This window comes from Rhizobium sp. LEGMi-198b, from assembly GCF_054114205.1.
The window spans coordinates 125,109-149,478 of the sequence record NZ_JBSYVH010000001.1 but is presented as its reverse complement, the minus strand read 5'-3'; the positions used below and the strand labels follow the sequence as shown (position 1 = coordinate 149,478).

Here is a 24,370-nt window from a genome sequence, read left to right as displayed (position 1 = left end):
GGTCGGTAAAGGGCAAGAAAAATTCTACATTCTTTATTAGGTAACTCGAAAATAATACATGAAAAATACAATTAACGCTTGGGTTACCATAGTCGTTTACACTTCAATCGGCTTTATATTACGGAGTTCTTGTGTATGCCCGGCGTCAACAGCAGCCAGCAGGATGTCGATATTGACCTAGCGCAGCTTTTTCGCGCCGTTTGGCAGCGCCGGGTACGCGTCATCGCCATCACTCTGGTCGGCGCTTGTCTGGCATTTGCCGTTGCCAAGATCGTCTCGCCGGAATATCGCAGCGAAACGCGCATTCTGATCGAACAGCGTGCGCCGGCCTTTGCGACCACGACGCAGAACAATGATGCCAGCTCCGGTCCGCTGCTCGATGAACTCAACATCGCCAGCCAGGTGCAGATCTTGCAATCGGCCGATCTCATCAAGCAGGTGATTACCAACCTGAAGCTCTACGAGCGCCCGGAGTTCGATGCCGCCACCAAGAGCTCGGCGTTTTCCGACATTCTTGTCATGTTGCACCTGAAAAAGAGCCCGCTCGACAAGGCGCCGGAAGAGCGGATGCTCGACGCCTTCACCAGTAAGCTTCAGGTCTATCAGATCAACAGCTCGCGCGTCATTGGTATCAGCTTCACCTCCCGCGCTCCGGATTTGGCGGCCAGCGTTCCGAACGCTATGGCGCAGGTCTACCTGTCGATGCAGAGCGGTGCCAAGCTTGATTCCAATAGCGAGGCGACCCGCTGGCTGGAGCCCGAGATCGCCAATCTGCGCAACAAGGTCAACGAAGCCGAGAAGAAGGTCGCCGACTATCGCTCCGCCAACGGGCTATTGCAGACCAGCGACAACAATACCTTCGCGACGCAGCAGCTTGCCGATATTTCCGGCCAACTGGCGCAGGTGCGCGGCGAGAGGGCCAATGCCGAGGCGCGGGCCCAGGCCGTTCGCAGCGCACTGGCCACCGGCCGTTCCACCGATACGCTCGCCGATGTTTCGGGCTCGCAGACGATCCAGCGGCTGAAGGCGACAGAGTCCAATCTGGAATCGCAGATTTCTGATCTCTCCACGACGCTGATGGATGGCCACCCGCGGCTGAGGAGCCTGCGCGCTCAGCTCGCCGACATCCGCCAGCAGATCGACCGTGAAACTAAGAAGATCCTTGCCAGCATCGAGAATGAAGCCAAGGTGGCGCAACTGCGCGAGCAGCAGCTCGTCGGCCAGTCGAACACGTTGAAGGCTGATAGCGCCAGGGCAGGGGAAGATGAAGTCGGCCTCAACGCACTGGAACGCGAAGCGACCGCTGAGCGGCAATTGCTGGAAACCTATCTCGCCCGCTACCGCGAAGCCGCTTCCCGCGTCGACAAGAATTCGAGCCCGGCGGATGCCCGCGTGGTGTCCCAGGCCGTCGAGCCGGTCGATCCCTATTTCCCGAAGATCGGTCCGATCGTCGTCGTCGCCACGCTTGCAACCTTCATTCTGACCTCCATCGTCATCATGCTGGCCGAACTCTTCAGCGGCCGTGCGTTGCGTCCGGTTGGCCCGGTCGAGCCCGAAGTCGTAGCCCGGAAGGAACCTGCCGCTCGGGCGGAAACGGCAATCGGCATCGCTCCTGCCAAAGGCGCTCTAGCATCGCGTCAAGGCGACGTGCCCGCCAGCATGCTCTCCGTCGTTGCCGACGAGGCACTGGCGCGGGAGATGGAAGCAGCGGTCGATCTTGGGCATCGGCCACAAGAGACCATCGACGAGGTGGAAGATGAAGAGGATTTTTCCATCCAGTCGGTTGCCGATTATCTGATCGAACGCGACTCCCGCCTCGCCATCGCCATATCACCGACCGGCGACAATGGATCCACGGCGACCGTGATGCTGGCCCGCACCATATCGGATGCCGGACGCCGCATCGTGCTGGTCGATATGACTGGAACGGGCTGCCCGTCGCGATTGATGGCCGAAACTGCCGGCCTTTCCGGGGTAACCGATCTGCTTTGCGGCGAGGCCGCCTTTGCCGATACCATTCATCCCGACCGTCTTTCCGATGCCCATCTCGTGCCCCAAGGCACCAGCGATCTCGGGCGGGCCATGCGCGGCGCCGACCGCCTGTCCCTCATCCTCGATGCACTCGGCGCGGCCTATGATATCGTCTTGGTCGAGTGTGGCGCCGCGGACGTCTCGGGCGTCGCCCGGCTGACGCGCAGCAAGGATACCGAAATCATCCTCTCCATGCCGGAGCCGGACGAGAACCAATTCATGACGGCAATGACGGAATTCCAGAAGGCCGGCTATGAGCACATCATCCTGATGTCCGGCTGGCGGCAGGAACATGGCCCTGACGCGCGCCAGCACGCGGCCTGATCAGTCCTTCTCAGCCTCCGCCGCAGGGGCGTCTCTGCCGCCTTGCCGCGCTCGCAGCCGCTGGATGAATCCATAGAGCTGCGGATTGGCCTTGATGGCCGCCTTGGCGCGCGTCACTCCCCGTTGCGCGAAAGCCGCCGCATGGCCGATCCCCGAAACCGGCAGGATCAGGTCGTGCTGTGTCGTTTCTGTCGGACACCAGGAGCGCTTGTAGATCTGGTCACCGATGCCAAAATCGAAGAGGCTGACACCTTCGCGGTGAAACCGCTCGATCATCAGCCAGAACAACAGTTCGCCAGGGCTCGCCTCGGCAACCAGCGTCTCGTCGATCGAGGCAAACTGGCAGATCACATGATCGCCCTTGCGTGACAGAGCGGCAACCGCGGGGATATGCCCCTCATGCTCGCCCTTCAGCCGCAGCGCATGCATCTCCAGCGCAGCATAGGATCGCTCCTCGCTGCCAAGCGCCAGCAGCCTGTGCAGCACTGTTTGGGTCGGCAGATCCTGAAACACATCCGGCAGGCCCGCCGCTTCGAAGCGCACCGCTTTCTGTCGAAAGAACAGATCGAGCAGGGCATCCCGCTCATCAGGAGCCGCGATCACATATTCGTAGCCGCCTTTTTCATTGAGAATGCGGGTCTGATGTTTGAATTTCTTGCGCCGCCGTTTGGCATTCACCTGCTTCAGCGACGCTTCGAAGGTGCCGAGGAACGGCATTTGAAAGGCATGATTCTGATTCTCGACAGCGGGCATCGAGGCGAGGGGGCTTTTGCGACCTCGCCATTCCAGCGGCACATTACGCAGAACCATCAGGTCGGCCTTGCCCCGCAATGCCTGCACAATCTCTGCCTGCTGCACTGCCGACAGGCCATTCTCCGCTGTTTCCAGAAATTCGCCGGAGAACAGGCCGGTATTGATGTTGCTGTGACGCGCGCCGATGAATTCGGCACGGCGGATGCCCTGGCTGCGGATAATTTCGAGCGGCAGGATAAAGGCGGTGCGGCCGTTGAAAGAGCCGCGGATGATTGCCAGCGGATATCGAAAGGTCTCGACCCAGGCGGCGCACCAATCGTAGCTCTGATGTAGCGAGGCAAGATCGTCTTGTTCCAGCGCCCGCCATTCGGCCTCCAGCGGTGCCATGCTGTCGAAGATGTCGAGGCGCATGCCGTCGCCTGCCGCAGCCGCAACAGGCATGGCTGCAATATCGAGCTTCTGCGTTTGCACCTTCTGCGCCTGCATTTGGGCGTCTCCAATCGGACGGCATTTGCACGCAGTCTTCAGCGCAGGCGACTTATTTTTGGTTTAAGGCGAGATGATCAGACAAGTTTCCCGTTGATCACGGTTATCCCTAAGTAAATCCGAAATCGCTTGAATAAGGCGGCGCCTATTGCGGACGAGGCCCGGCCATCCATTTGATGATGCCCATCGCCGGCAGCACCCAGATGATGCCGCTGAAGAGGAAATAGAGGAAATGCACCCAGCCGGGTTGGTCGCCAAGCGTGCGCACCGCCACGATCATCGCCACGATCGCATAGATGACGACCAGCAGAACGAGCAGGATCATGCCGATGAATTTGCGCAGGCGAAGGGGCAAGGTTGGTCTCTCCTCTCTCGACGGCGTGCCGCGACGGCATGCCGCAAAGTCTCGGGACTTGTTTTGCACGCCCCTATCAGGCAAATCAACAGCCGGATTGAAGGGAGATCCCATGGCTGTCGCTAATTTCACGTCGGAACAGGCCGTTTTGAACGAAGTGGCCCGGCAGGACCGCAATCGCCGCGCTATCCGCATCTGGCTTGCCTGTGTGCTTCTGGCGCTCTTTGCCCTGGTGCTCGTCGGCGGAGCGACGCGTCTGACCAATTCTGGCCTGTCGATCACCGAATGGCAGCCGATCCATGGTGTCATCCCGCCGCTCAATGCGCAGGAATGGCAGGAGGAATTCGACCTCTATAAACGCATCCCGCAGTTCGAGCAGTTGAACAAGGATATGACGGTCGATGAGTTCAAAGGCATCTTCTGGTGGGAATGGGCCCATCGGCTGCTCGCCCGCGCCATGGGTGTCATCTTCGGCCTGCCGTTGCTGTTCTTCGTTCTGACCGGCCGCGTTGAGCGCAAGCTATGGCTGCCGCTCGGTGGTATTTTCGTGCTCGGCGGCCTGCAGGGGGCGATTGGCTGGTGGATGGTCTCGTCCGGCCTCGAAGCGCGCACCGACGTCAGCCAGTATCGCCTCGCCACTCATCTCGTTACCGCTTGCCTGATCTTTGCCGCCTGCATGTGGTTCATGCGCGCGCTGTCGCCGCATTCCAACGACCCGGCGCCGACGCGTTATTCGGCAAAGCTTGCCGGCCTCATCACCTTCATGGCGCTATTCCAGATCTATCTCGGCGCGCTGGTTGCCGGCCTCGACGCCGGTCTCTCCTATAATACCTGGCCGCTGATGGATGGCGCTGTGGTGCCGGGCGGGCTGTTCGCGCAATCTCCGGGCTGGATCAATTTCTTCGAAAACCCGAAGATGGTGCAATATGTCCACCGTCTCGGCGCCTATGCGCTTTTCACCGTGGTTGCCATCAACATGATCATCTCGCTGCGTGCTGCGGCGCAGACGACGCATGCCCGCCGTTCGGTCGTGCTGTTCGTTCTAGTGTTGATCCAGGCGATCCTCGGCATTTCGACGCTGCTCCTGCAGGTGCCGCTACACCTGGCTTTGGCTCATCAGGCCGGCGCCCTCATCGTCTTCGGCTTTGCCATCGCCAATTGGCGCGGTTTCTATGGCGAATATCCGCATCAGACAGTCATCGCTGTGAGGAACTGAGGCGGATAATCGCCTCGCTCCCATTTCGCAAACTCAGCGCGACGCAATATTGCTGGACGCCGACGACAGACGCGCCACCACTTGTATACGCTTGATTTCACCGCGCTTAAAGGCAGCCAGGAAGCGGCTGTAATCCTTGAAGACCACGCAGCCATTTGATTCGCCACGGCCGCTTCTGAGCATGTACGTGTGAGCCAGCAAGCCGACGCGGCCATAGACGCGGGCGCCGTTTGCGGGCGTCAGGCGCAGCGCCTGCACGCCATGGAACAGGCTTTCCCTATAGGTCAGGTTATACGTTTCAGGCGGCGTCGGGCCGGTGTTTTTGCGGTCGACATAGCGAGGATTGTCGCGCATGTGGCCGAGGCCGGAATGCGCTTCGAGGCGTTCGCCGCTCGGCAGGTAGACGGTTCCGGCCGAAATGTCGTAGATGGCGGTGCCGCCCCGCGGGGTAAGGGCGGCGAACGGGTTGAGGAACGGCCGCGACCGCTTCACCTCTTCTTCCGGCTTGGCATAGGCCAACTCTTGCGTCGGCGACGTGTCAGCTTCGTCGGCAGCGTCCGAGGCGGTGGCCCTTGCAACAACATGGGCCGGGCGCGGCAGCGGCACGACGGAAGGTAAGTCCTCGACAGCCGACATGTCTTCCGCTTCCGCAAGATCGATGGTTCCGGCGTCCGATGATGCGGCGCCATCGCTGCCGGGCATCAGGTCCGGACGTGGCATCGGGATGATGTTGAAAGGCTGCGACGCGAGATCGCTGGAAGCGGTCGTCGCGAGGCTTTCTGCAACAGCGCGGTCGATCGTTCCGGCGGCCGACGCCATCTCGGTGGGCGGTGCGTCGCTTGCGGGCGCTGCGACCGGCAGACCGTCCTTGCCCGGATGATCCAGAGCAGCCGTATTTGGCCCTACGGCCTGGATTGCGGGTTTGCCCAGCGCAACCTCGGCATCGCGCAGATGCGCGACCGTTTCCGGCGAGGTCGGTGCGTCGTTCTTGGCAACGGCCGCCGCCGTTTGAGCCCGTGCGAGATCTGAGGCCTGCTGCGATAGCGCGCTCGCCAATTGCTGCTTGATCAGTGCGCGCGCCAGGATCGCTTTGGAGTGTGCGATGGCTTCTCGCTTCTCGTCGGCGGACATACCTCCTACCCGTATTCTTCCGCCCATGGGCACGGTCTGACTGGCAAGGCGCGCCGCATGTGGGATGTTCCCCTGTGGCACGATGAAGGCGGATGCTCTCGGCGTCAGCGAAGTCTCCAACGAAACATCGGCACCGGGTAGAGACAGAACCATCGATTGCGTGGTCATCAATGTGGCGGCCACCCATGCGAACACCACCACCGCGACGCCGGTGATGGCCGTACCCGGACTGATCCCTCGGGATTTTTTCCGGCGCAGAGCATACCCGGAACGGGAATTGAAGTTACCGAACGTCTCGGTCGCAAACGCCATGATACTCGTTATCCAAACTACATACGCACCATGCCGGCTCACAAAAGTGCCTACGCCGGGACACAAAACCTGCGTCCGGTCGTGACATTGCCGACTGTCGGAAAGCATGCCGAATTATGGTAACCAATTCCTTTACGCCGACCCGATCTTGGAATTGTCTGTTGCCATGACCGCGACTATTGCGGCGGCGAAAGCCCGAACAGGTGATCGGGGCTGATTTGTGGCGAGAGGCTAATAAAGTGCGTTCAAATATATCAGAAAGCCAACGATCGGCCGGATCGACATCGCTGCGCATTGCAAATCATTGCCGTCAGTGACCCGGGATGATTCCAAATGGCAGGCGCACCGAAGGTGACTTCAGTCTGGAATAGATCGAGCCCAGCCGATCGACCTGCATGAGGTGATTGGCTGGGGCTCTCTTAATTTTGGATGTTGATTAGGGTGGAAAGTTCAGGCGCTCAGCATCAGGTCCATGTTCTGGACCGCAGCTCCCGAAGCACCCTTGCCGAGGTTGTCGAGCAGGGCGACGAGGTTGACCTGTGTGGTGCCTGGCGTGCCGAATACGAACAGCTTCATCGTATCCTGGCCGGCCAGTTCGATGGCGTTGACGCGCGGCAAAGCGTGGCTCTCCGCCAGCGGGATGACCTGCACGATATCTTGACCGGCATAATGGGCGGCCAGCGCAGCATGGATGCTTTCCAGCGTCGCGCCTTCAGCGAGATCGTCGAGATGCAACGGCACCTGCACGATCATGCCCTGCGGGAACTTGCCGACCGACGGAGAGAAGATCGGCGCGCGGTCAAGCAGGCCATGCGTCGTCATCTCCGGCACATGTTTGTGGGTCAGCGGCAGGCCATAGAGGAAGTGCGGTGCGGTGATCGCATCGGGATGATCGGCATTTTCCATCTGCGCGATCATCTGCTTGCCGCCGCCGGTATAGCCGGAAACGGCATTGATGGTGACGGGATAGCCGTCGGGCAGGATGCCGGCAGCACGCAGCGGCCGGATGAGGCCGATGGCGCCGGTCGGATAGCAGCCGGGGTTGGCGACGAAACGGGCGGCCTTGATCTTGTCGCCCTGATCCTTGTCCATTTCGGCAAAACCATAGGCCCAGCCGGGATTGACGCGATGGGCGGTGGAGGTGTCGATGACGCGGACATTGTTGTTGGCCGAAACCATCTTCACCGCTTCCTTCGACGCATCGTCGGGCAGGCAGAGAATGGCGATATCGGCGTTGTTCAGCATGTCTTCGCGCATCGCGGCATTGCGCCGCTCGGCTTCCGGAATGGACAGAAGCTCGACATCGCGGCGGTCGGCCATGCGCGTGCGGATCTGCAAGCCCGTGGTTCCGTGTTCGCCATCGATGAAGATTTTCGGTGCCATTTTAATCCTGCTCTTTCAATAGGTTCAGAGTGTTTCCGGACTCAGTTTGCCATGGAGTTGATTCAAAATGATAACAGTCGCGGTCAGCGGCTGATCGCACGCCTTTCGGCGTGGAGACCGAGCATATACATCGCCACCGTTGCTCCGGCAATGGCAGTGATGTCGGCATGGTCATAGGCAGGGGAGACTTCGACGACATCGGCGCCCCTGATGTCGAGCTGACGCAGGCGCTGCAGTACCGAGAGGATTTTCGCACTCGACGGACCGCCAGCGACCGGTGTGCCCGTGCCGGGCGCATAGGCCGGATCGAGGCAGTCTATATCGAAGGTCAAGTAGACGGGCGCGCCTTTGGTATGGGAGATGATCGCCGACGCGATATCGGCCGCGCTCATATCCTCGGCTTCATGGCCGTAGAGAACCCGAATGCCATAATCCTCCGGCGCATGCGTGCGGATGCCGATCTGGATGGACCGGTCGGCATCGATCAAGCCGTCACGGGCAGCGCGTGCGACGAAGGAGCCGTGGTCGATGCGTTTGCCGTCGTCAAACCACGTGTCCTGATGCGCGTCGAATTGCACCAGCGCCAAGGGGCCATGTTTGGCCGCATGCGCCTTCAGCAAAGGCCAGGTGACGAAATGGTCGCCGCCGAGCGTCAGTAAAAATGCGCCGCTATCGAGGATAGTGTTCGCTTGCCGCTCGATCGCCGCCGGCGTCTCCTGGTGGTTGCCGTAGTCGAGCAGGCAATCGCCGTAATCGATGACGGCCATTTCGGCGAAGAGGTCGCGATGGAAAGGATATTGCGGATCATTGTCGAAGATTGCCGACGCGCGACGGATCGCCTGCGGCCCGAAACGTGTTCCAGGGCGATTGGATGTGGCCGCATCGAAGGGAATACCCCAGACGACGGCGTCGACGCCCTCGAGCGATTTGGTGAAACGCCGGCGCATGAAGGAGAGCGCGCCCGCAAAAGTCGGATCGCTGGCCGCCGACGTCAGGCTGGTGGCTGAAAAGGCATGATCAATCGACGTGCTCGGCATGGGATTCTCCTTGCGTGGAAACTAGGCCCGGGTCGTGATGTGCCTTCGGCTGACTCGAGTTAGGAGACATCGGCGCTAATTGCAAGCAGGCGGCTTTCCGAGCTACTGCTTTGCACGTGCTGTGCATTGATACGCCTTTTTCACGCACGCGATTTGCGGCGTGGAGCATTCGGCCTTTCCGTTGGCAACGGTGCAGATCGAACATTGATCGGTAAATTGCTGGCAGTCCGGATTGGCTTGCAGGAAATCCCGCATGCTTTCCATGGGTACCGGCGTTGCCTCGATCGTCGTTACGGTATCCGCTGAAAAAGCCGCGGTTGCGCAGAGAACCGCAAGCGCCAGCGAAGAGATCAAGCTTAGCCCGTCAGATCTCATTTCCGTCCCCGTACGGTTCCTGTCCCGCTCCTCTATAGTCGATCATACGATCAGGAAGCAAAAAAAGCGCTGACCCATCCCGGTATTGGCTGGGCGGGCTGAACGACCGGAAGACCTAAGCGGGGGCGGCACTCCACATAAACAAAAAGGCCGGGCGAACCCGGCCTTTCCAAAATCCAATCTCGGATAAGCGATTAACGCTTGGAGAACTGGAACGAACGACGTGCCTTGGCGCGGCCGTACTTCTTGCGTTCGACGACGCGGCTGTCGCGGGTCAGGAAGCCGCCCTTCTTCAGGACCGAGCGCAGGCCCGGTTCGAAGTAGGTGAGCGCCTTGGACAGGCCGTGACGAACGGCACCGGCCTGGCCGGAAAGACCGCCGCCGGCGACGGTGGCAACGATGTCGAACTGGCCGTCACGGGCAGCAGCGACGATCGGCTGACGCAGGATCATCTGCAGAACCGGACGGGCGAAATAAGCCGTGTAGTCCTTGCCGTTGACGATGATCTTGCCGGAGCCGGCCTTGACCCAAACGCGGGCGACGGCGTCCTTGCGCTTGCCGGTCGCGTAGGAACGGCCAAGCGAGTCAACCTTGCGGACGTGAACCGGAGCAGCAGCTTCCGATGCCGTGCCGAGATCCTTCAGGGAAGAGAGATCAGCCATTATCAGGCGCTCCTTACGTTCTTCTTGTTCAGCTTGGCCACGTCGAGAACGACCGGCTGCTGGGCTTCATGGGGATGGTTGGAGCCGGCGTAGACGCGCAGGTTCTTCATCTGGCGACGGCCGAGCGGGCCGCGCGGAACCATGCGTTCGACAGCCTTCTCGAGAACGCGCTCCGGGAAGCGGCCTTCGATGATCTGGCGAGCGGTGCGCTCCTTGATGCCGCCGGCGTAACCGGTGTGCCAGTAGTAAACCTTGTCTTCGTACTTCTTGCCGGTGAAGACGACCTTGTCGGCATTGATGACGATGACGTTGTCGCCGTCGTCGACGTGCGGCGTGAAGGTAGCCTTATGCTTGCCACGCAGACGCATTGCGATGAGAGAAGCGAGACGGCCAACGACGAGCCCTTCGGCGTCGATGAGAACCCACTTCTTCTCCACCTCTGCAGGCTTCTGGGAGAAGGTTGCCATGTTGAATACTCTCTTTTGGGACCCTGGACCCGAAGGCATCAGGGCGTTTCTTGTTGCTTGGTTTGGCGAGCGAAACGCGCGCCAAAAAGAAAGCAGCCCGGAAAGGCTGCGATCTGGCGCGGCTTATAAAGGGAATAGCTGTTGAGGTCAATAAGACAGGATTTGGCTGTCTGAAAAATTCGTGAACAGAATCAATAGGTTAAATATACGGTATTTCAATACCCCATATTTCTCATCTTTAGGCCAGTCTTAGAACCAACACGCCGCCTGCAATAATGGCACCGGCGACATAACGCCAGATGCTCGATCGCTCCTTCAGGATGACCACCGAAATCACCAGTGCAAATAGGATCGATGTCTCGCGTAGCGCCGCCACCATGGCGACGGGCGCCTTGGTCATCGCCCACAATGCCAGGCCATAGGACGTCAGCGAACCGCCGCCGCCGATTAGGCCGCGCCACCAATTGTAGCGGACATGGGCGGCGACAACGGAAAAGCCGCGCTGCGAGATTGCCCAGGCAAACAGTAGCACCGGCGGCAGGAGCGACATCCACAGCGTATAGGATATGGAATTGCCGGAAAGGCGTGCGCCGATACCATCGACATAGGTATAGGTGGCGATGACCACCGCGTTCGACAAAGCAAGCACGATGGCCTGCCGGCCGCCCTTCCGGGCTTCGAAGGCAAGCGTCAATATTCCGGCGCAGATCGTCATCGTACCGAGCAGAGCACCGCTGGACAGCGTCTCCCGAAGGATGAATCCGCTGGTCGCAACGATGATCAGTGGCGCCACCCCGCGCATCAGCGGATAGACGAGACCGATGTCGCCGGCGCGGTAGGCCGCGGCTACCAACTGAAAATAAGCAAATTGCAGGATCGCCGAGGCGCCGATGAAGGGCCAGGCGGCCGAAGCCGGCAACGGCAGAAACGGCAGAAAGGGCAGGGCAGTGACCGCGCCGCCGGCTGCAACCATTGCGGCATCCAGGGACTTCTCCGTTCCCGCCTTGATGATTGCATTCCACGTTGCGTGCAGCAGGGCGCCGAAGAGGACGAGAACGATAACGTCAGCGGACACGGAGACCTCGAAATTACCCGGCAACGGGCGAGAGTTTGATGATTTGCGGGTATACGGGATGCCATTGACGCTCAATACTCCAAAAGCAACAACATGTGTGGGTTTACATGCTTCTGGCTGTTGCTTTCCTCAATAAATCCATAGAAAAGTGCGGTTGAGCGTTCGCTATTTGTTCTATTTATTCGCGCAACCATGAGGTGTTTCTAATTTACAGGGGAATGAAGAGAGAACAAAAATTGCATGGCGGGTGAACGCATTGTCTGGGGTTATTCCGATAACATCCAAAGCGCTATGAGGATGTTATCGTGCTATCATGATTAAGGAACGGCACGTTTTGGGGAGTAACCAAATTGCGGCCGCGGGGCAAAACTGCACCGCATCGCGATCAACGTGATGCAGGCTGAACCACAATCCCATGCGCAAATCGAGATCGAGAGAGGCTAGCAACCTGCTTTGCCCTGCTGCTATCGATGCGGGATGAGCAAATCATCGTCGTCGAAATCGGTCGACGGCCGACATGTGTAGACGGGGCAGTTGGGCCTGTCCTTGGTCGGAATATAGTCCTGATAGGCATAGTAGCCGGGATCGCAGGCATTGCTGTCAGAAACGACACGATCATAGAGCGTCATGTTGCGCACCCTGGTGGACGGATAGCGCATGATTACCGCCCGTTCGCGGTCTATGATCGCCTTAGCCTGGCCACAGGTGAAGGACATGGAGTTGTACCGTGAGATCGCCAAGGCCGGGCTGGCGGCGGAGGCAATCAGCAGGCTCAGCAGGATGATTTTTTTCATCGGAGCAATTCTCCCTGAAATTGTTATAATACCTATATATACGCGAAAGCCGCGGCCGTGGTTTCCGGATTTGTGGCAAAACGCAAGTGTGATCCAAAGGGAGGCTCCGTGATGAACCATGACCGCTACGAGGATTCTTATATCGCCGATATCCTTTTATCCGTACGGACCATTGCGCTTGTTGGCGCATCGCCCAATCCCGCGCGGCCTAGCAACGGCGTCATGGCCTACCTGATGGCGCGAGGCTATCGCGTCATTCCCGTCAATCCCGGGCAGGCCGGCAAGGAGATCCTCGGACAATGGGTCTTTGGTCATCTGGCCGATATTCCCGAGCCGGTCGACATGGTTGATGTCTTCCGTGCACCGGAATATCTGCGCTCGGTGGTCGAGGAGACGATCATGATCGAGCCGAGGCCGCCGGTCATTTGGGGCCAGCTCGGCGTCAGAGACGATGCCGCCGCTGCGAGAGCGGAAGCGGCCGGCGTCAAGGTCGTCATGGATCGCTGCCCGGCCATCGAATATCCGCGCCTGGTCGCCTGACCCCGACAGCCTGCGCCTGACTACTGCGAAAAGCTGACCATTTTGTCGCGCGATATCGCCGAAAGATGGCAGGTTTTTTCCGTGAGCGGAAAAGCTCGGCAAAGTTCGCGGTTAACTTTAAGGCCTGAGACGCTATGATCCTCCCGTTATAATAGTATGGGCGGAAGGAGAGGGCATGCCGACCAACAATCCAGGTTTCGACACGCTGGCGATTCATGCGGGCGCGCAGCCGGACCCGACGACGGGCGCCCGCGCGACACCGATCTATCAGACGACCTCCTTCGTCTTTCAGGATGCGGACCACGCCGCCGCACTCTTCGGGCTGCAGCAGTTCGGCAATATCTACACGCGTATCATGAACCCGACCCAGGCCGTACTCGAGGAACGGGTGGCAGCCCTCGAAGGCGGCACGGCCGGCCTCGCCGTCGCCTCTGGTCATGCTGCTCAGATGCTCGTCTTTCACACCATCATGCAGCCGGGCGACAATTTCGTCGCCGCCAGGCAGCTCTACGGTGGCTCGATCAATCAGTTCGGCCACTCCTTCCAGAATTTCGATTGGCATGTGCGCTGGGCCGACTCCGCCGATCCGGCCACGTTCGAGACACAGATCGACAGCCGCACCCGCGGCATCTTCATTGAAAGCCTCGCCAATCCCGGCGGTACCTTCGTCGACATCGAGGCGATCGCCGCCGTTGCCCGCCGGCACGGCCTGCCGCTGATCGTCGACAATACCATGGCCAGCCCCTATCTCATCCGGCCGTTGGAGCATGGCGCCGACATCGTCATCCATTCGCTGACCAAATTCATGGGCGGCCACGGCAATTCCATGGGTGGCATGATCATCGATGGCGGCACCTTCGACTGGTCCGCGTCAGGCAATTATCCGATGCTGTCGACGCCGAGGCTGGAATATAACGGCATCGTGCTGCACGCGACCTTCGGCAATTTCGCTTTCGCCATCGCCTGTCGCGTCCTCGGCCTGCGCGATCTCGGCCCTGCCATCTCCCCCTTCAATGCCTTCTTGATCCTTACGGGCATCGAGACGTTGCCGCTGCGCATGCAGCGCCATTCCGACAATGCGATCGCCGTCGCCCGCTGGCTGAAAGGGCAGGACAAGGTGGCCTGGGTGAACTATGCCGGCCTTGAGGACGACCCGAACCATCCGCTGCAACAGCGCTATTCGCCCAAGGGGGCGGGTTCCGTCTTCACTTTCGGGTTGAAGGGCGGGTATGAGGCGGGCAAGGGACTGGTGGAAGGCCTGGAGCTCTTTTCTCATCTCGCCAATATCGGCGACACGCGTTCGCTGGTCATCCACCCCGCCTCGACGACGCACAAGCAGCTCACCGACGAGCAGAAAATCGCAGCCGGCGCCGGTCCCGACGTGGTGCGCCTGTCGATCGGTATCGAGGACGTCAAGGACATCATCGCCGACCTTGAGCAGGCGCTGGCAAAGGTATGACACGGAAGCGTTTCCAGATCGGGACGGAAGAATTATGACAACGTATTTACGATTGGACCCCGACGGCATCGAGCCGGAAGTTGGCGCTCCCGCCGACGATCGCATCGTTTCCGGGGCACCAAAGTTCCGCACCTGGAATGTCGAGGAAGCTGATGGCGGCCTCTACGCGGGCATATGGGAGGCAACGCCCGGAAAATGGCGAATCGTCTATGACGAGTGGGAGTATTTCCATATCCTTTCCGGCTACTCGGTGGTAACTGCCGAAAATGGCGAGGCTTTTCACCTGCGTGCCGGCGATCGGATGATTCTGAGACCCGGCTTTAAGGGGACGTGGGAAGTCATTGAAACCACCCGAAAGGATTATGTGATCCGTCTCTGAAGGCGCCGCAAAGCCGGTCGAATCAAATCAGGACGGCCAGCGCCGCTCGGACGCGCGCAGGCATTTGTTAGCCGGCCAGCGCAAATAGCCGTTTTCATTGCCGCAAGTTGTGTCACTGGCCTTTCACCAAACTGTCATCAAACTGAAACACTGCGAGATTAGAGCCATCACTGTCGCCAGGAGATTGAGGTGGGGGTTACGAACCGATGGGGACGTTCCGTGCTCAGATCCTGCTCGCCATCCATTCATCACTTGAGGAAGTGAGTTCAATCATGTTGAATCAGAAATTTCGTTCGCTTTGCCTGACTGCAGGCTTCATCGCGGCTATGTCCGTGTCGGCCTCGGCTGCCGACATCACGGGCGCCGGCTCGAGCTTTATCGCGCCGGTTATGTCCAAGTGGGCTGAAGGCTATAAGGCTGCGACGAACAACGTCGTCAACTACCAGTCGGTCGGTTCGGGCGCCGGCATCAAGCAGCTCCTCGACAAGACGATCGTATTCGGCGCTTCGGACAAGCCGATGAGCGACGCTGACCTCGAGAAGAACGGCATTGCCCAGTTCCCGATGATCTCCGGCGGTATCGTCGTTTCCTATAACGTTGAAGGCGTAAAGCCGGGCGAACTCGTTCTCGACGGCAAGACGCTGGCCGACATCTTCCTCGGCAAGGTCGCCAAGTGGGACGATGCAGCCATCAAGGCCCTGAACCCCGACGTGAAGCTGCCTTCCACCGCGATCTCCGTCGTTTATCGCGCCGACAGCTCGGGCACGACCTTCAACTTCACCGATTTCCTGTCGAAGGTTTCGCCGGAGTGGAAAGAAAAGGTTGGTTCGAACACGGCAGTTGAATGGCCGGTCGGCTTTGGCGCCAAGGGTTCCGAAGGCGTTTCCACCACTGTCAACCAGACGGCTGGTTCGATCTCTTACGTTGAATATTCTTACGTCGTCGCCAACCATATCGGTTTCGCGAAGATGAAGAATGCTGCCGGCAAGGTTGTCGAGCCTAGCCTCGATACATTCAAGGCTGCTGCTTCCAACGCCGATTGGGCTCATGCCAGGAACTTCAACCTGATCATCACCAATCAGCCGGGCGAAAAGAGCTGGCCGATTGCCGCTTCGACCTGGGTTATGCTCTACAAGAAGCCGGCCGATGCCGCTAAGAACGAAGAGGCCCTGAAGTTCTTCAAGTGGTCCTATCAGAACGGTCAGAAGGACGCGACCGCCCTGTCTTATCTGGCAGTCCCGGACAATGTCGTCGAGATTGTCGAGAAGTCCTGGCAGAAGGATTTCGGCACGAAGTAATTTGTGCTGGGTGAGAAGCTGCGGCGGACAGGGTATAGCCCTGTCCGCCTTTCGTCACGGACAAGGGGAAATCGATGGCTGACGCGACTCAGACGGCTGCCTTCCAGGCTATAGATACCACCGCCAGCACCAGAAAATTCCGGACGCAGGATCGGATTTTCTATTTTATGACGCTTGGCTCGGCTACTCTCGTCGTGCTTCTGCTGCTGGCAATCCTGGTGGTTCTTGTCATCGATGCCTTGCCAACCTTCCAGACCTTCGGCTTGTCGTTCCTCTTTGGCACAAAGTGGAGCGCTCCCGTTGACATCTACGGTGCAGTGCCTGCCGTGGTCGGTACGCTGGTGAGTTCGTTCATCGCCATGCTGATTGCCGTTCCCCTCGGCATCGGCATTGCCATCTTCCTCACGGAACTTTGCCCCGGCAGCCTGCGACGTCCGATCAGCACGGCCATCGAGCTTTTGGCCGGTGTGCCCTCCATTATCTACGGTATCGTCGGTTTGTTCATTCTCGTGCCGCTGATGCAGAACTATATCCTGCCCTTCCTTATGATGACGATCGGCCAAGTGCCGTTGATCGGCCTGCTGTTCCAGCCGCCGGCCCCGGGCGTCGGCCTGTTGACGGCAAGCCTCGTGCTGGCTGTCATGATCCTGCCGTTCATCACCGCGATCGCCCGCGACGTGTTCAGCACCGTGCCGCCGATGTTGCGTGAATCCGCTTACGGCATGGGCATGACCACATGGGAGGTGGCCCGCCACATCCTGATCCCCTATACACGTCGCGGCCTCGTCGGCGGCATCATGCTCGGCCTCGGCCGCGCGCTTGGCGAAACCATGGCCGTCACCTTCGTTGTAGGCTCGGTTAGCCGTTTGCAATCGTCGATCATTTCGCCGTCCACCACCATTTCCGCCCAGATCGCGAACAACTTCGGCGATGCCGACGGTCTACAATTGTCGAGCCTGATCGCGCTCGGCCTGCTCCTGTTCGTCCTTTCCTTCTGCGTGCTAGCAGCGGCGAGATGGATGATCGGCCGCGGCGACGCGCATTGAGGAAAACACCCATGGAAAATGCAATTCGTCAGAATCTCGTGTCGAGGCGCTATGGGAAGAACCGCGTGATGATGGCCTTGTGCTTCCTCGCGGCCATCCTCGGCATATTCTTTCTCAGCGTGATCCTTGTGACCCTGCTTTATCGCGGCGTATCGGCACTCAGCCTCGACGTCTTCACGATGTCGATCCCGGCGCAGGGCTCGCGCGGTGGTCTGATCAACGCGATCTATGGCACCGTGCTGGTCACGGGCTGCGCCATCCTGATCGCCGCGCCGATCGGCATTCTCGCCGGCACCTATCTGGTGGAATATGCCAACGGCACCAAGCTTGCCGAGGCCGCCAAGTTCATCAACGACATCTTGCTGTCCGCACCCTCGATCATCATCGGCGTGTTCGTCTACGGCCTCGTGGTCGTGCCCATGCACGGCAACTCCGCCATCGCCGGCATCCTCGCGCTGGCGCTGATCGCCCTTCCGGTCGTCAACCGCACGACGCAGGATATGCTGTTGCTGGTGCCAAATGCGCTTCGTGAGGCGACCGCCGCGCTCGGCGCGCCGCGCTGGAAGTCCATGATGATGGTGATCTACCGTTCCGCCTGGACCGGCATCCTCACCGGCATCCTGCTGGCCGTCGCCCGTATCAGCGGCGAAACCGCGCCGCTTCTCTTCACCGCCGGTTACAGCAAATTTATGAATGCGGGCGTGACCGGTCCAATCGCCACGCTGCCGGTTGCCATCAACACGCTCGCCGCCGATGCAGGTGAGGATCTCAAACAACTGGCTTGGGCCGGCGCGCTGATCATCACCGTTGCCATCCTAGCCCTTAACATCCTTGCCCGTGTCTTGAGTGGGCGCCGCCAGTGACGCAGCCGCCGAACGATAGGAATGAAACCATGAACATGAGCGACAGCAATTTCCAGAGCGTCAACGCACAGTCGGGGAAGGACGCCGTTTCACAGTCGGGTCCCGGCATGCTCGCGAAACTTGAGGTGAAGAACCTCGATTTCACCTATCAGAACGGCCATCGCGTTCTGAAGGGTGTGAACATGAACATCCGCAAAAATGCGGTCACCGCCTTCATCGGCCCTTCGGGTTGCGGCAAGTCCACGCTGCTGCGCACCTTCAACCGGATGTATGATCTCTATCCGGGCCAGACTGTTGGCGGCGAGATCCTGTTGGATGGCCGCAATATCCTCGCCAAGGACGTCGATCTGAACGATTTGCGTGCCAAGGTCGGCATGGTGTTCCAGAAGCCCACGCCGTTCCCGATGTCGATCTATGAAAACGTCGCTTTCGGCATCCGGCTCTATGAGAAGATTTCCAAGGCGGAAATGGACGCCCGCGTCGAAGCGGCGCTGACTGAAACTGCGCTTTGGAGCGAAGTGAAGGAAAAGCTGCACCAGAGCGGACTTGGCCTTTCCGGCGGCCAGCAGCAGCGTCTCTGCATCGCCCGCGCCATCGCGGTGAAGCCATCCGTGTTGCTTCTCGACGAGCCGACTTCGGCTCTCGATCCTATCTCGACCGCCAAGGTCGAGGAATTGGTCTCGCAGCTTAAGGGCGAGTTCACGGTCGTCATCGTGACGCACAACATGCAGCAGGCGAGCCGTATCTCCGACAACACCGCCTTCATGTATCTAGGTGAGTTGATCGAATACGGCGCGACCGAGCAGATTTTCCAGGCGCCGAAGGTCAAGCGCACGGAAGACTACATCACCGGCCGTTACGGCTGATATGGCAGAGGCGGGCGCATGCCGCCCGCTGCCAAGGGTTTTGCAATGGCGCGCCCGCCCGGCGCGCCATTTTGCGTTTTAGGCGATCAATGAACCTAGCGGATAGTCCTGCAATCAAGGCGTAACGCGCAATCGGGATTGGCGGGCTCTCGGCCAAAGGCAATACTTAACTCACCAGCTCAGTTCCAGCTTGTCGAGGCCGTGGAATTGATAGAGATCCTTGACCTCCGGCGTCTTCTTGAGCGTCAGGCCGGGCAGGCGTTCGAACAGGATCGGCAGCACCACGTTCAATTCCAGCCGCGCCAGCGGCGCGCCGATGCAGAAATGGATACCGGCGCCGAAGGAGAGATTGGGTGCTTCGTTGCGGTCGGGCTTGAAGGTGAGGGGATCGGAGAACTTCGTGGGGTCGAGATTGGCGGCGGCGAGAATCAACGCCACCTTATCGCCACGCTGGAAGGACACGCCGTCGATTTCTGCCGGCTCCAGGCACCAGCGCTGGAAGACATGCACGGGCGCGCAGATTCGCAGCGTTTCCTCGACAGTACGCTCCGTCGTCGCCTCATCCTTGAAAAGCGCGGCAGGTGCGTAGCCGTTCTCCAGAATGACACGGACGGAATTGCCGATCTGATGCACCGTCGCCTCGTGGCCGGCATTGAGCAGCACGATCGTCGTTGAGACCAGCTCGTCCTCGGTCAGATACTGGCCCTTATGCTCGGTTGTGATCATATGCGTGAGGAGATCGTCCTGCGGATTGGCGCGGCGCTCGCGAATGACCGTTTTCACGTAGTCGGCAAATTCCTTGGCTGCCTGATCGGCGGCAAGCTCGTCTTCGGGCGTGCGGCCGAATATGTACATGCGTACATAGGCATGCGACCACTTCAGCAATTGCGGCCCCATCTCTTCCGGAATGCCGATCATCCGCGCGATCATGGTGACGGGAATGATATCGGCAAAGGCCGACAGCAGTTCGACTTCGCTTTTTTCTTCGAAATTATCGATCAGCCGGTTGGCGAGCTCCGCCAGCTCCGGCTTCATCTTCTCGACGTGACGGGAGACGAAGGCGCGGTTGACGAGGGTTCTCAGCCGCGTGTGCTCGGGCGGCTCGATTTCGAGCAGTGAATGTTGTTCGGCAAGATCGAAATTTTTGAGATGCGGCTGCGGCGCGGGCAGGCCGAGTTCTTCGCGGCTGGCGATATGCAGGATCTGCCGGCCGAAGCGGCGGTCGCGCAGCAGGCCGTTCACATGGTCATAGCCGGTGAAATACCATTGCTTCTGCTGTTCCCAATAGAAGGTGGGACATTCGGCATGCAGGGCGGCATAGACGGCGTTCGGATTGTTGTAGAAGGCGGGATCGCGCGCATTGAGGGACACGCGACGCGCCACGGGATCGATGGAGAAAACGGAGGATGTGGTCATGACGAAAGGATTATCGGAATAAAGCGGATGGGAAAAGGCCGTTACATCCGTGCCAGCGTACCGAGGCGGCGCAGCGCATGAATCTGATCATCGAGTGTCGGCACAAGCTCGCCGCCGTTCGGATCGGGCGGGGTATCGGTGGCCATTGCCGCTTCCGCCTCGCTGAAGACGATCGTGCAATTGCGGCCGCCGCGCTTGGCGGCATAAAGCGCCCGATCTGCGGCGGAAACCAATCGGTCCCAATTGGCGTTTTCGCATGGCATGATCGCCAGACCGATGCTGACGGTCGCTGGCACTAACGAGCGGCCGGCAAGCAGCGGCACACGGCAGAAGTCCAGGCGGATCGTCTCGGCGATCGCCTCGGCCTCCGCTTGGTCGTCTACGAGGATGAAGGCGGTAAATTCCTCGCCACCCATGCGGCCGAATGCGCCGTTGCGAGGCACGAACTGTCGTCCGATGCGAGCGAATTCGGCAAGCACGATATCGCCCGTCTGGTGGCCATAACGGTCGTTGATCGCCTTGAAGTGATCGAGATCGAACAGCAGCGTGGCGATCTTCCGCGAGTCTTTGGTCGTCTTTCCGGCGACAAGTTCGAAATAATCCTGCAGGCCGCGTCGGTTCAGCACGCCCGTCAACGTATCCGTGACCGATATCGCCCGCCAGCGTCGTTCGGACCGCTCCATCATCAGCTTGCCAGTGAGTGCGATTGCCGTGGTGATCAGCAACGCGCTGCCAAGGGCGGAGTAGCTGCGATAGCTCTGCGCTTCCTCAAGGTTGAGCTGCAGAAGCGTCATCGACATGGCGGAAACAAAGCAAAGGCAGGCGAGCGCCATGAAAACGAAGCCGAGCAGACCGCGCACCCCTTCGCGCCGGCCTTCCGCCGGGCGGACCGCGGCGGCAAGCAGCGTCGCGCCGACCGCGCCGGCGAGATCGTAGAGGATGACGCGATTGACGAAACTCTCGTGAATCCAAGGCAGTTCGACGCCGGCAAACCAGATGGCTGGCGGGAACAGCGCCCGCCAGTCCAGCCGGCGATTGTCCATCCAGCAAAAGCCGGCGATCCAGGCACTTTCGCCGAGCAGAGCGATGCCGTTGCCGACTTCGATCGACAGGAAATCCGGAATGAAGCCGCGCGCTGCCACGAGGGCGAACCCGACGGCGCTGACGGTGAAGCCCAGCGACCACATCAAATAGGCAGGCGTCTGGCGATCATGCCGCCAGGCAAAGAAAAGCACGGTTGCGAGCGTAATCGCTTCCGAACACCAGATGGTGAGGCCCGTTGTGATATTGAGCACGATATGCGTTTCTCCTTTACCGTGGCGCGGATTTCGTCGGCGCAAAGGACACGGTAACGCTTGCAATGGAGGCATCATCGCCGAATAAGATGGTGAGTTCCTTAAGTCGCTTGGTAAATTTTACCTGCGCATGGGATTACGCTGTGCCAAGCTCGTCTGCGCTTCATCCTTCCTTCACCCTGCAGTTGGGAAAAGCGGTGGACCGCGCGGAGAGCGTCATCGGAGCTATTGGCATGAGGAAATCAGCGGTTAGAAACGCTTCCTCAACATCTCCTGGGCCATTAGGCCTTTTTGACGTTATCCTTTCGCGCGTCTTGAAGTGCAGGGCAGTGACACTCTATGTAGGGTAAGGGATTTTATTCGATTCCCGGCGTTTTCGCCGCCGGGGCAAGCTTGGTAAAGGACGCACATGAGAAATCCAGTCGATACAGCTATGGCTCTGGTGCCGATGGTTGTTGAGCAGACCAACCGCGGGGAACGGTCTTACGACATCTATTCTCGCCTGCTGAAGGAACGCATCATCTTCCTGACGGGCCCGGTCGAAGATCAAATGGCGACGCTGGTCTGCGCCCAGCTTCTCTTCCTCGAGGCGGAAAACCCGAAGAAAGAAATCGCGCTCTACATCAATTCCCCGGGCGGCGTTGTCACCGCCGGCATGGCAATCTATGACACCATGCAGTTCATCAAGCCCGCCGTATCCACGCTTTGCATCGGCCAGGCTGCGTCCATGGGCTCGCTGCTGCTCGCGGCCGGCGACAAGGACATGCGTTTCGCCACGCCGAATTCCCGCATCATGGTTCACCAGCCTTCCGGCGGCTTCCAGGGGCAGGCTTCGGACATCGAGCGTCACGCCCGCGACATCATCAAGATGAAGCGCCGCCTGAACGAAGTCTACGTCAAGCATTGCGGCCGGACTTACGAAGAGGTTGAACAGACGCTCGATCGTGACCATTTCATGTCCTCCGATGAGGCGAAGGAATGGGGTCTGATCGACAAGGTGCTGACGTCTCGTACTGAAATGGAAGGTGAAACCCCCGCCTGAGTTATCCACGGGCGGTGTCTTCTACGCCACAGTTCTATCCCATTTGTGATCGAATAGGGGTTTAATGTGGTGTAGAACACGGTAATAGTAAGCATTAATGCTATGTAGCGATTTTATGACATAGCATTCGGCATTCGAAGGGGGATTCGTTGCCACCGCAGCCCGGATATGTTGTCTGGGCTACGTTCAGTACCCCGAAGAGCGCCGCGATCTGCTGATAAACGAGGGGCAGGTCCGGTGGGCGCATTGAGTGGACCGCGATTTCAATCTGGGAATCAGCGGCGTGCTGGAAGGAAAATGATATGAGCAAAGTCAGCGGCAGCAACGGCGGCGACTCCAAGAATACCCTGTATTGTTCATTCTGCGGCAAGAGCCAGCATGAAGTCCGGAAGCTTATTGCCGGACCGACCGTCTTCATCTGCGATGAATGCGTCGAGCTCTGCATGGATATCATCCGCGAGGAGAACAAGTCCTCGATGGTGAAATCCCGTGACGGCGTGCCGACACCGCAGGATATCATCAAGGTTCTCGACGAATACGTCATCGGCCAGAGGCAGGCGAAGAAGATCCTGTCAGTGGCAGTTCATAACCACTACAAGCGTCTCGCGCATGCGTCGAAGAACGGCGATGTCGAACTGGCGAAGTCGAACATCATGCTCGTCGGCCCGACCGGCTGCGGCAAGACCTACCTCGCACAGACGCTGGCCCGTATCATCGACGTGCCGTTTACCATGGCTGACGCCACGACGCTAACCGAAGCCGGTTACGTCGGCGAAGATGTCGAAAACATCATCCTGAAGCTGCTGCAGGCTGCCGACTACAATGTTGAGCGCGCCCAGCGCGGCATCGTCTACATCGATGAAGTCGACAAGATCTCGCGCAAGTCGGACAACCCGTCGATCACCCGCGATGTGTCGGGCGAAGGCGTGCAGCAGGCGCTGCTGAAGATCATGGAAGGCACGGTCGCTTCGGTTCCTCCCCAGGGTGGCCGCAAGCATCCGCAGCAGGAATTCCTGCAGGTCGACACCACGAACATCCTGTTCATCTGCGGCGGCGCTTTCGCCGGTCTCGACAAGATCATCTCCGCTCGCGGCGAAAAGACCTCGATCGGCTTCAGCGCCGCTGTCAAGGCGCCGGATGACCGTCGCGTCGGCGAAGTGCTGCGTGAACTGGAGCCGGAAGACCTGGTCAAGTTCGGCCTGATCCCGGAGTTCATTGGCCGTCTGCCGGTTCTGGCGACGCTGGAAGACCTCGACGAGGATGCGCTGATCCAGATCCTGTCGGAACCGAAGAACGCGCTCGTCAAGCAGTACCAGCGCCTGTTCGAGATGGAAGACGTCGAGTTGACCTTCCACGAGGACGCGCTGCGCGAAATCGCCCGCAAGGCGATCGTGCGCAAGACCGGCGCTCGCGGCCTGCGCTCGATCATGGAAAAGATCCTGCTCGACACCATGTTCGATCTGCCGGCGCTGGAAGGTGTTCGCGAAGTGGTCATCTCCGAAGAGGTCGTTCGCGGCTCCGCCCGCCCGCTCTACATCTATGCCGACCGGCAGGAAGAAAAGGCAAACGCCACTGCCTAATTGCCGGATTTGCGGTTGAAATCAGGGGCTCGTCGTTGACGGGCCCCTTTCTATTTGAAAAATCGTACAGTTTCCTGATAAAGTCCGGGATAAGCTTATTGGAACGCCGACGAAACCGGTTGTGAAGAGCGCTTGCCGCGGCCATGATGGCGTGATTCTGGGAATCCTCGGCGGATATGATTTTG

The 24,370-nt window shown here is 59.5% G+C and carries 23 protein-coding genes; 11 read left to right on the top strand and 12 right to left on the bottom strand.

What is annotated here, in order from left to right; all coding sequences use genetic code 11:
• Positions 1–135: 135 nt before the first annotated feature.
• Entirely contained in the window at positions 136–2,355 is a 2,220-nt protein-coding gene (locus ACXHXG_RS00685) for a GumC family protein (RefSeq protein ID WP_457898215.1), read from the top strand.
• Here ACXHXG_RS00685 and ACXHXG_RS00680 read toward each other — a convergent pair whose 3' ends face one another.
• Entirely contained in the window at positions 2,356–3,579 is a 1,224-nt protein-coding gene (locus tag ACXHXG_RS00680) for a GNAT family N-acetyltransferase (RefSeq protein ID WP_445945002.1), read from the bottom strand.
• 160 nt (positions 3,580–3,739) lie between these two features.
• Positions 3,740–3,949: a DUF2842 domain-containing protein gene (locus ACXHXG_RS00675; protein ID WP_028755205.1), complete on the bottom strand. Its 210-nt coding sequence runs from the start codon at positions 3,947–3,949 to the stop codon at positions 3,740–3,742.
• 112 nt (positions 3,950–4,061) lie between these two features.
• Between ACXHXG_RS00675 and ACXHXG_RS00670 the strand changes: the two genes are divergently transcribed.
• Positions 4,062–5,165 carry a COX15/CtaA family protein gene (locus ACXHXG_RS00670; protein WP_457898214.1) on the top strand — a complete coding sequence of 368 codons (1,104 nt, stop codon included), beginning with the start codon at positions 4,062–4,064 and terminating at the stop codon, positions 5,163–5,165.
• A gap of 33 nt (positions 5,166–5,198) precedes the next feature.
• Here ACXHXG_RS00670 and ACXHXG_RS00665 read toward each other — a convergent pair whose 3' ends face one another.
• The 8 genes from ACXHXG_RS00665 to ACXHXG_RS00630 all read right to left on the bottom strand — a co-directional run bounded on the left by ACXHXG_RS00665 (position 5,199) and on the right by ACXHXG_RS00630 (position 12,401).
• A complete protein-coding gene (locus ACXHXG_RS00665; RefSeq protein ID WP_457898213.1) occupies positions 5,199–6,608 on the bottom strand; it encodes a DUF2778 domain-containing protein in 1,410 nt (469 codons plus the stop codon).
• A 450-nt stretch (positions 6,609–7,058) separates the two neighbouring features.
• Entirely contained in the window at positions 7,059–7,991 is a 933-nt protein-coding gene (gene argC / locus ACXHXG_RS00660; RefSeq protein ID WP_457898212.1) for an N-acetyl-gamma-glutamyl-phosphate reductase, read from the bottom strand.
• 83 nt (positions 7,992–8,074) lie between these two features.
• Complete coding sequence (gene speB / locus ACXHXG_RS00655; RefSeq protein ID WP_104822650.1) at positions 8,075–9,028, bottom strand: agmatinase; 954 nt, start codon at positions 9,026–9,028, stop codon at positions 8,075–8,077.
• A 102-nt stretch (positions 9,029–9,130) separates the two neighbouring features.
• Entirely contained in the window at positions 9,131–9,403 is a 273-nt protein-coding gene (locus tag ACXHXG_RS00650; protein WP_158704429.1) for a hypothetical protein, read from the bottom strand.
• A 194-nt stretch (positions 9,404–9,597) separates the two neighbouring features.
• Positions 9,598–10,065 carry a 30S ribosomal protein S9 gene (gene rpsI / locus ACXHXG_RS00645; protein WP_028753976.1) on the bottom strand — a complete coding sequence of 156 codons (468 nt, stop codon included), beginning with the start codon at positions 10,063–10,065 and terminating at the stop codon, positions 9,598–9,600.
• A 2-nt stretch (positions 10,066–10,067) separates the two neighbouring features.
• On the bottom strand, positions 10,068–10,532 hold the full coding sequence (gene rplM, locus ACXHXG_RS00640; protein WP_104822652.1) for a 50S ribosomal protein L13: 465 nt from the start codon (positions 10,530–10,532) through the stop codon (positions 10,068–10,070).
• A 238-nt stretch (positions 10,533–10,770) separates the two neighbouring features.
• A complete protein-coding gene (locus tag ACXHXG_RS00635; protein ID WP_285168165.1) occupies positions 10,771–11,607 on the bottom strand; it encodes an EamA family transporter in 837 nt (278 codons plus the stop codon).
• A gap of 464 nt (positions 11,608–12,071) precedes the next feature.
• On the bottom strand, positions 12,072–12,401 hold the full coding sequence (locus tag ACXHXG_RS00630; RefSeq protein ID WP_104822654.1) for a hypothetical protein: 330 nt from the start codon (positions 12,399–12,401) through the stop codon (positions 12,072–12,074).
• 111 nt (positions 12,402–12,512) lie between these two features.
• Here ACXHXG_RS00630 and ACXHXG_RS00625 point away from each other — a divergent pair, with 111 nt between their 5' ends.
• From ACXHXG_RS00625 to pstB, 7 genes are all read left to right on the top strand, one after another.
• Positions 12,513–12,941, top strand: coding sequence for a CoA-binding protein (locus ACXHXG_RS00625; protein ID WP_028753980.1), 429 nt, complete (start codon positions 12,513–12,515; stop codon positions 12,939–12,941).
• A gap of 175 nt (positions 12,942–13,116) precedes the next feature.
• Positions 13,117–14,400 carry an O-acetylhomoserine aminocarboxypropyltransferase gene (locus ACXHXG_RS00620; RefSeq protein WP_457898211.1) on the top strand — a complete coding sequence of 428 codons (1,284 nt, stop codon included), beginning with the start codon at positions 13,117–13,119 and terminating at the stop codon, positions 14,398–14,400.
• 34 nt (positions 14,401–14,434) lie between these two features.
• A complete protein-coding gene (locus tag ACXHXG_RS00615; protein WP_285168167.1) occupies positions 14,435–14,779 on the top strand; it encodes a cupin domain-containing protein in 345 nt (114 codons plus the stop codon).
• A gap of 326 nt (positions 14,780–15,105) precedes the next feature.
• Complete coding sequence (pstS, locus tag ACXHXG_RS00610; protein ID WP_457898800.1) at positions 15,106–16,077, top strand: phosphate ABC transporter substrate-binding protein PstS; 972 nt, start codon at positions 15,106–15,108, stop codon at positions 16,075–16,077.
• A 74-nt stretch (positions 16,078–16,151) separates the two neighbouring features.
• Positions 16,152–17,123 carry a phosphate ABC transporter permease subunit PstC gene (pstC, locus tag ACXHXG_RS00605; RefSeq protein ID WP_457898210.1) on the top strand — a complete coding sequence of 324 codons (972 nt, stop codon included), beginning with the start codon at positions 16,152–16,154 and terminating at the stop codon, positions 17,121–17,123.
• A gap of 11 nt (positions 17,124–17,134) precedes the next feature.
• Positions 17,135–17,986, top strand: a complete 852-nt coding sequence (gene pstA / locus ACXHXG_RS00600) for a phosphate ABC transporter permease PstA (protein WP_104822658.1) — start codon at positions 17,135–17,137, stop codon at positions 17,984–17,986.
• A 107-nt stretch (positions 17,987–18,093) separates the two neighbouring features.
• Entirely contained in the window at positions 18,094–18,852 is a 759-nt protein-coding gene (gene pstB, locus ACXHXG_RS00595) for a phosphate ABC transporter ATP-binding protein PstB (RefSeq protein ID WP_199773566.1), read from the top strand.
• Positions 18,853–19,023: 171 nt separating this feature from the next.
• Here the strand turns inward: pstB and ACXHXG_RS00590 are convergent, their stop codons facing one another.
• Both ACXHXG_RS00590 and ACXHXG_RS00585 read right to left on the bottom strand, forming a co-directional pair.
• Positions 19,024–20,268, bottom strand: a complete 1,245-nt coding sequence (locus tag ACXHXG_RS00590; protein WP_104822660.1) for a cytochrome P450 — start codon at positions 20,266–20,268, stop codon at positions 19,024–19,026.
• A 41-nt stretch (positions 20,269–20,309) separates the two neighbouring features.
• A complete protein-coding gene (locus ACXHXG_RS00585; protein ID WP_457898209.1) occupies positions 20,310–21,563 on the bottom strand; it encodes a GGDEF domain-containing protein in 1,254 nt (417 codons plus the stop codon).
• 409 nt (positions 21,564–21,972) lie between these two features.
• On the opposite strand from ACXHXG_RS00585, the gene clpP reads away from it, so the two are divergent.
• A complete protein-coding gene (gene clpP, locus ACXHXG_RS00580; RefSeq protein WP_104822662.1) occupies positions 21,973–22,605 on the top strand; it encodes an ATP-dependent Clp endopeptidase proteolytic subunit ClpP in 633 nt (210 codons plus the stop codon).
• 302 nt (positions 22,606–22,907) lie between these two features.
• A complete protein-coding gene (gene clpX / locus ACXHXG_RS00575) occupies positions 22,908–24,185 on the top strand; it encodes an ATP-dependent Clp protease ATP-binding subunit ClpX (protein ID WP_028753990.1) in 1,278 nt (425 codons plus the stop codon).
• Positions 24,186–24,370 lie beyond the last annotated feature (185 nt).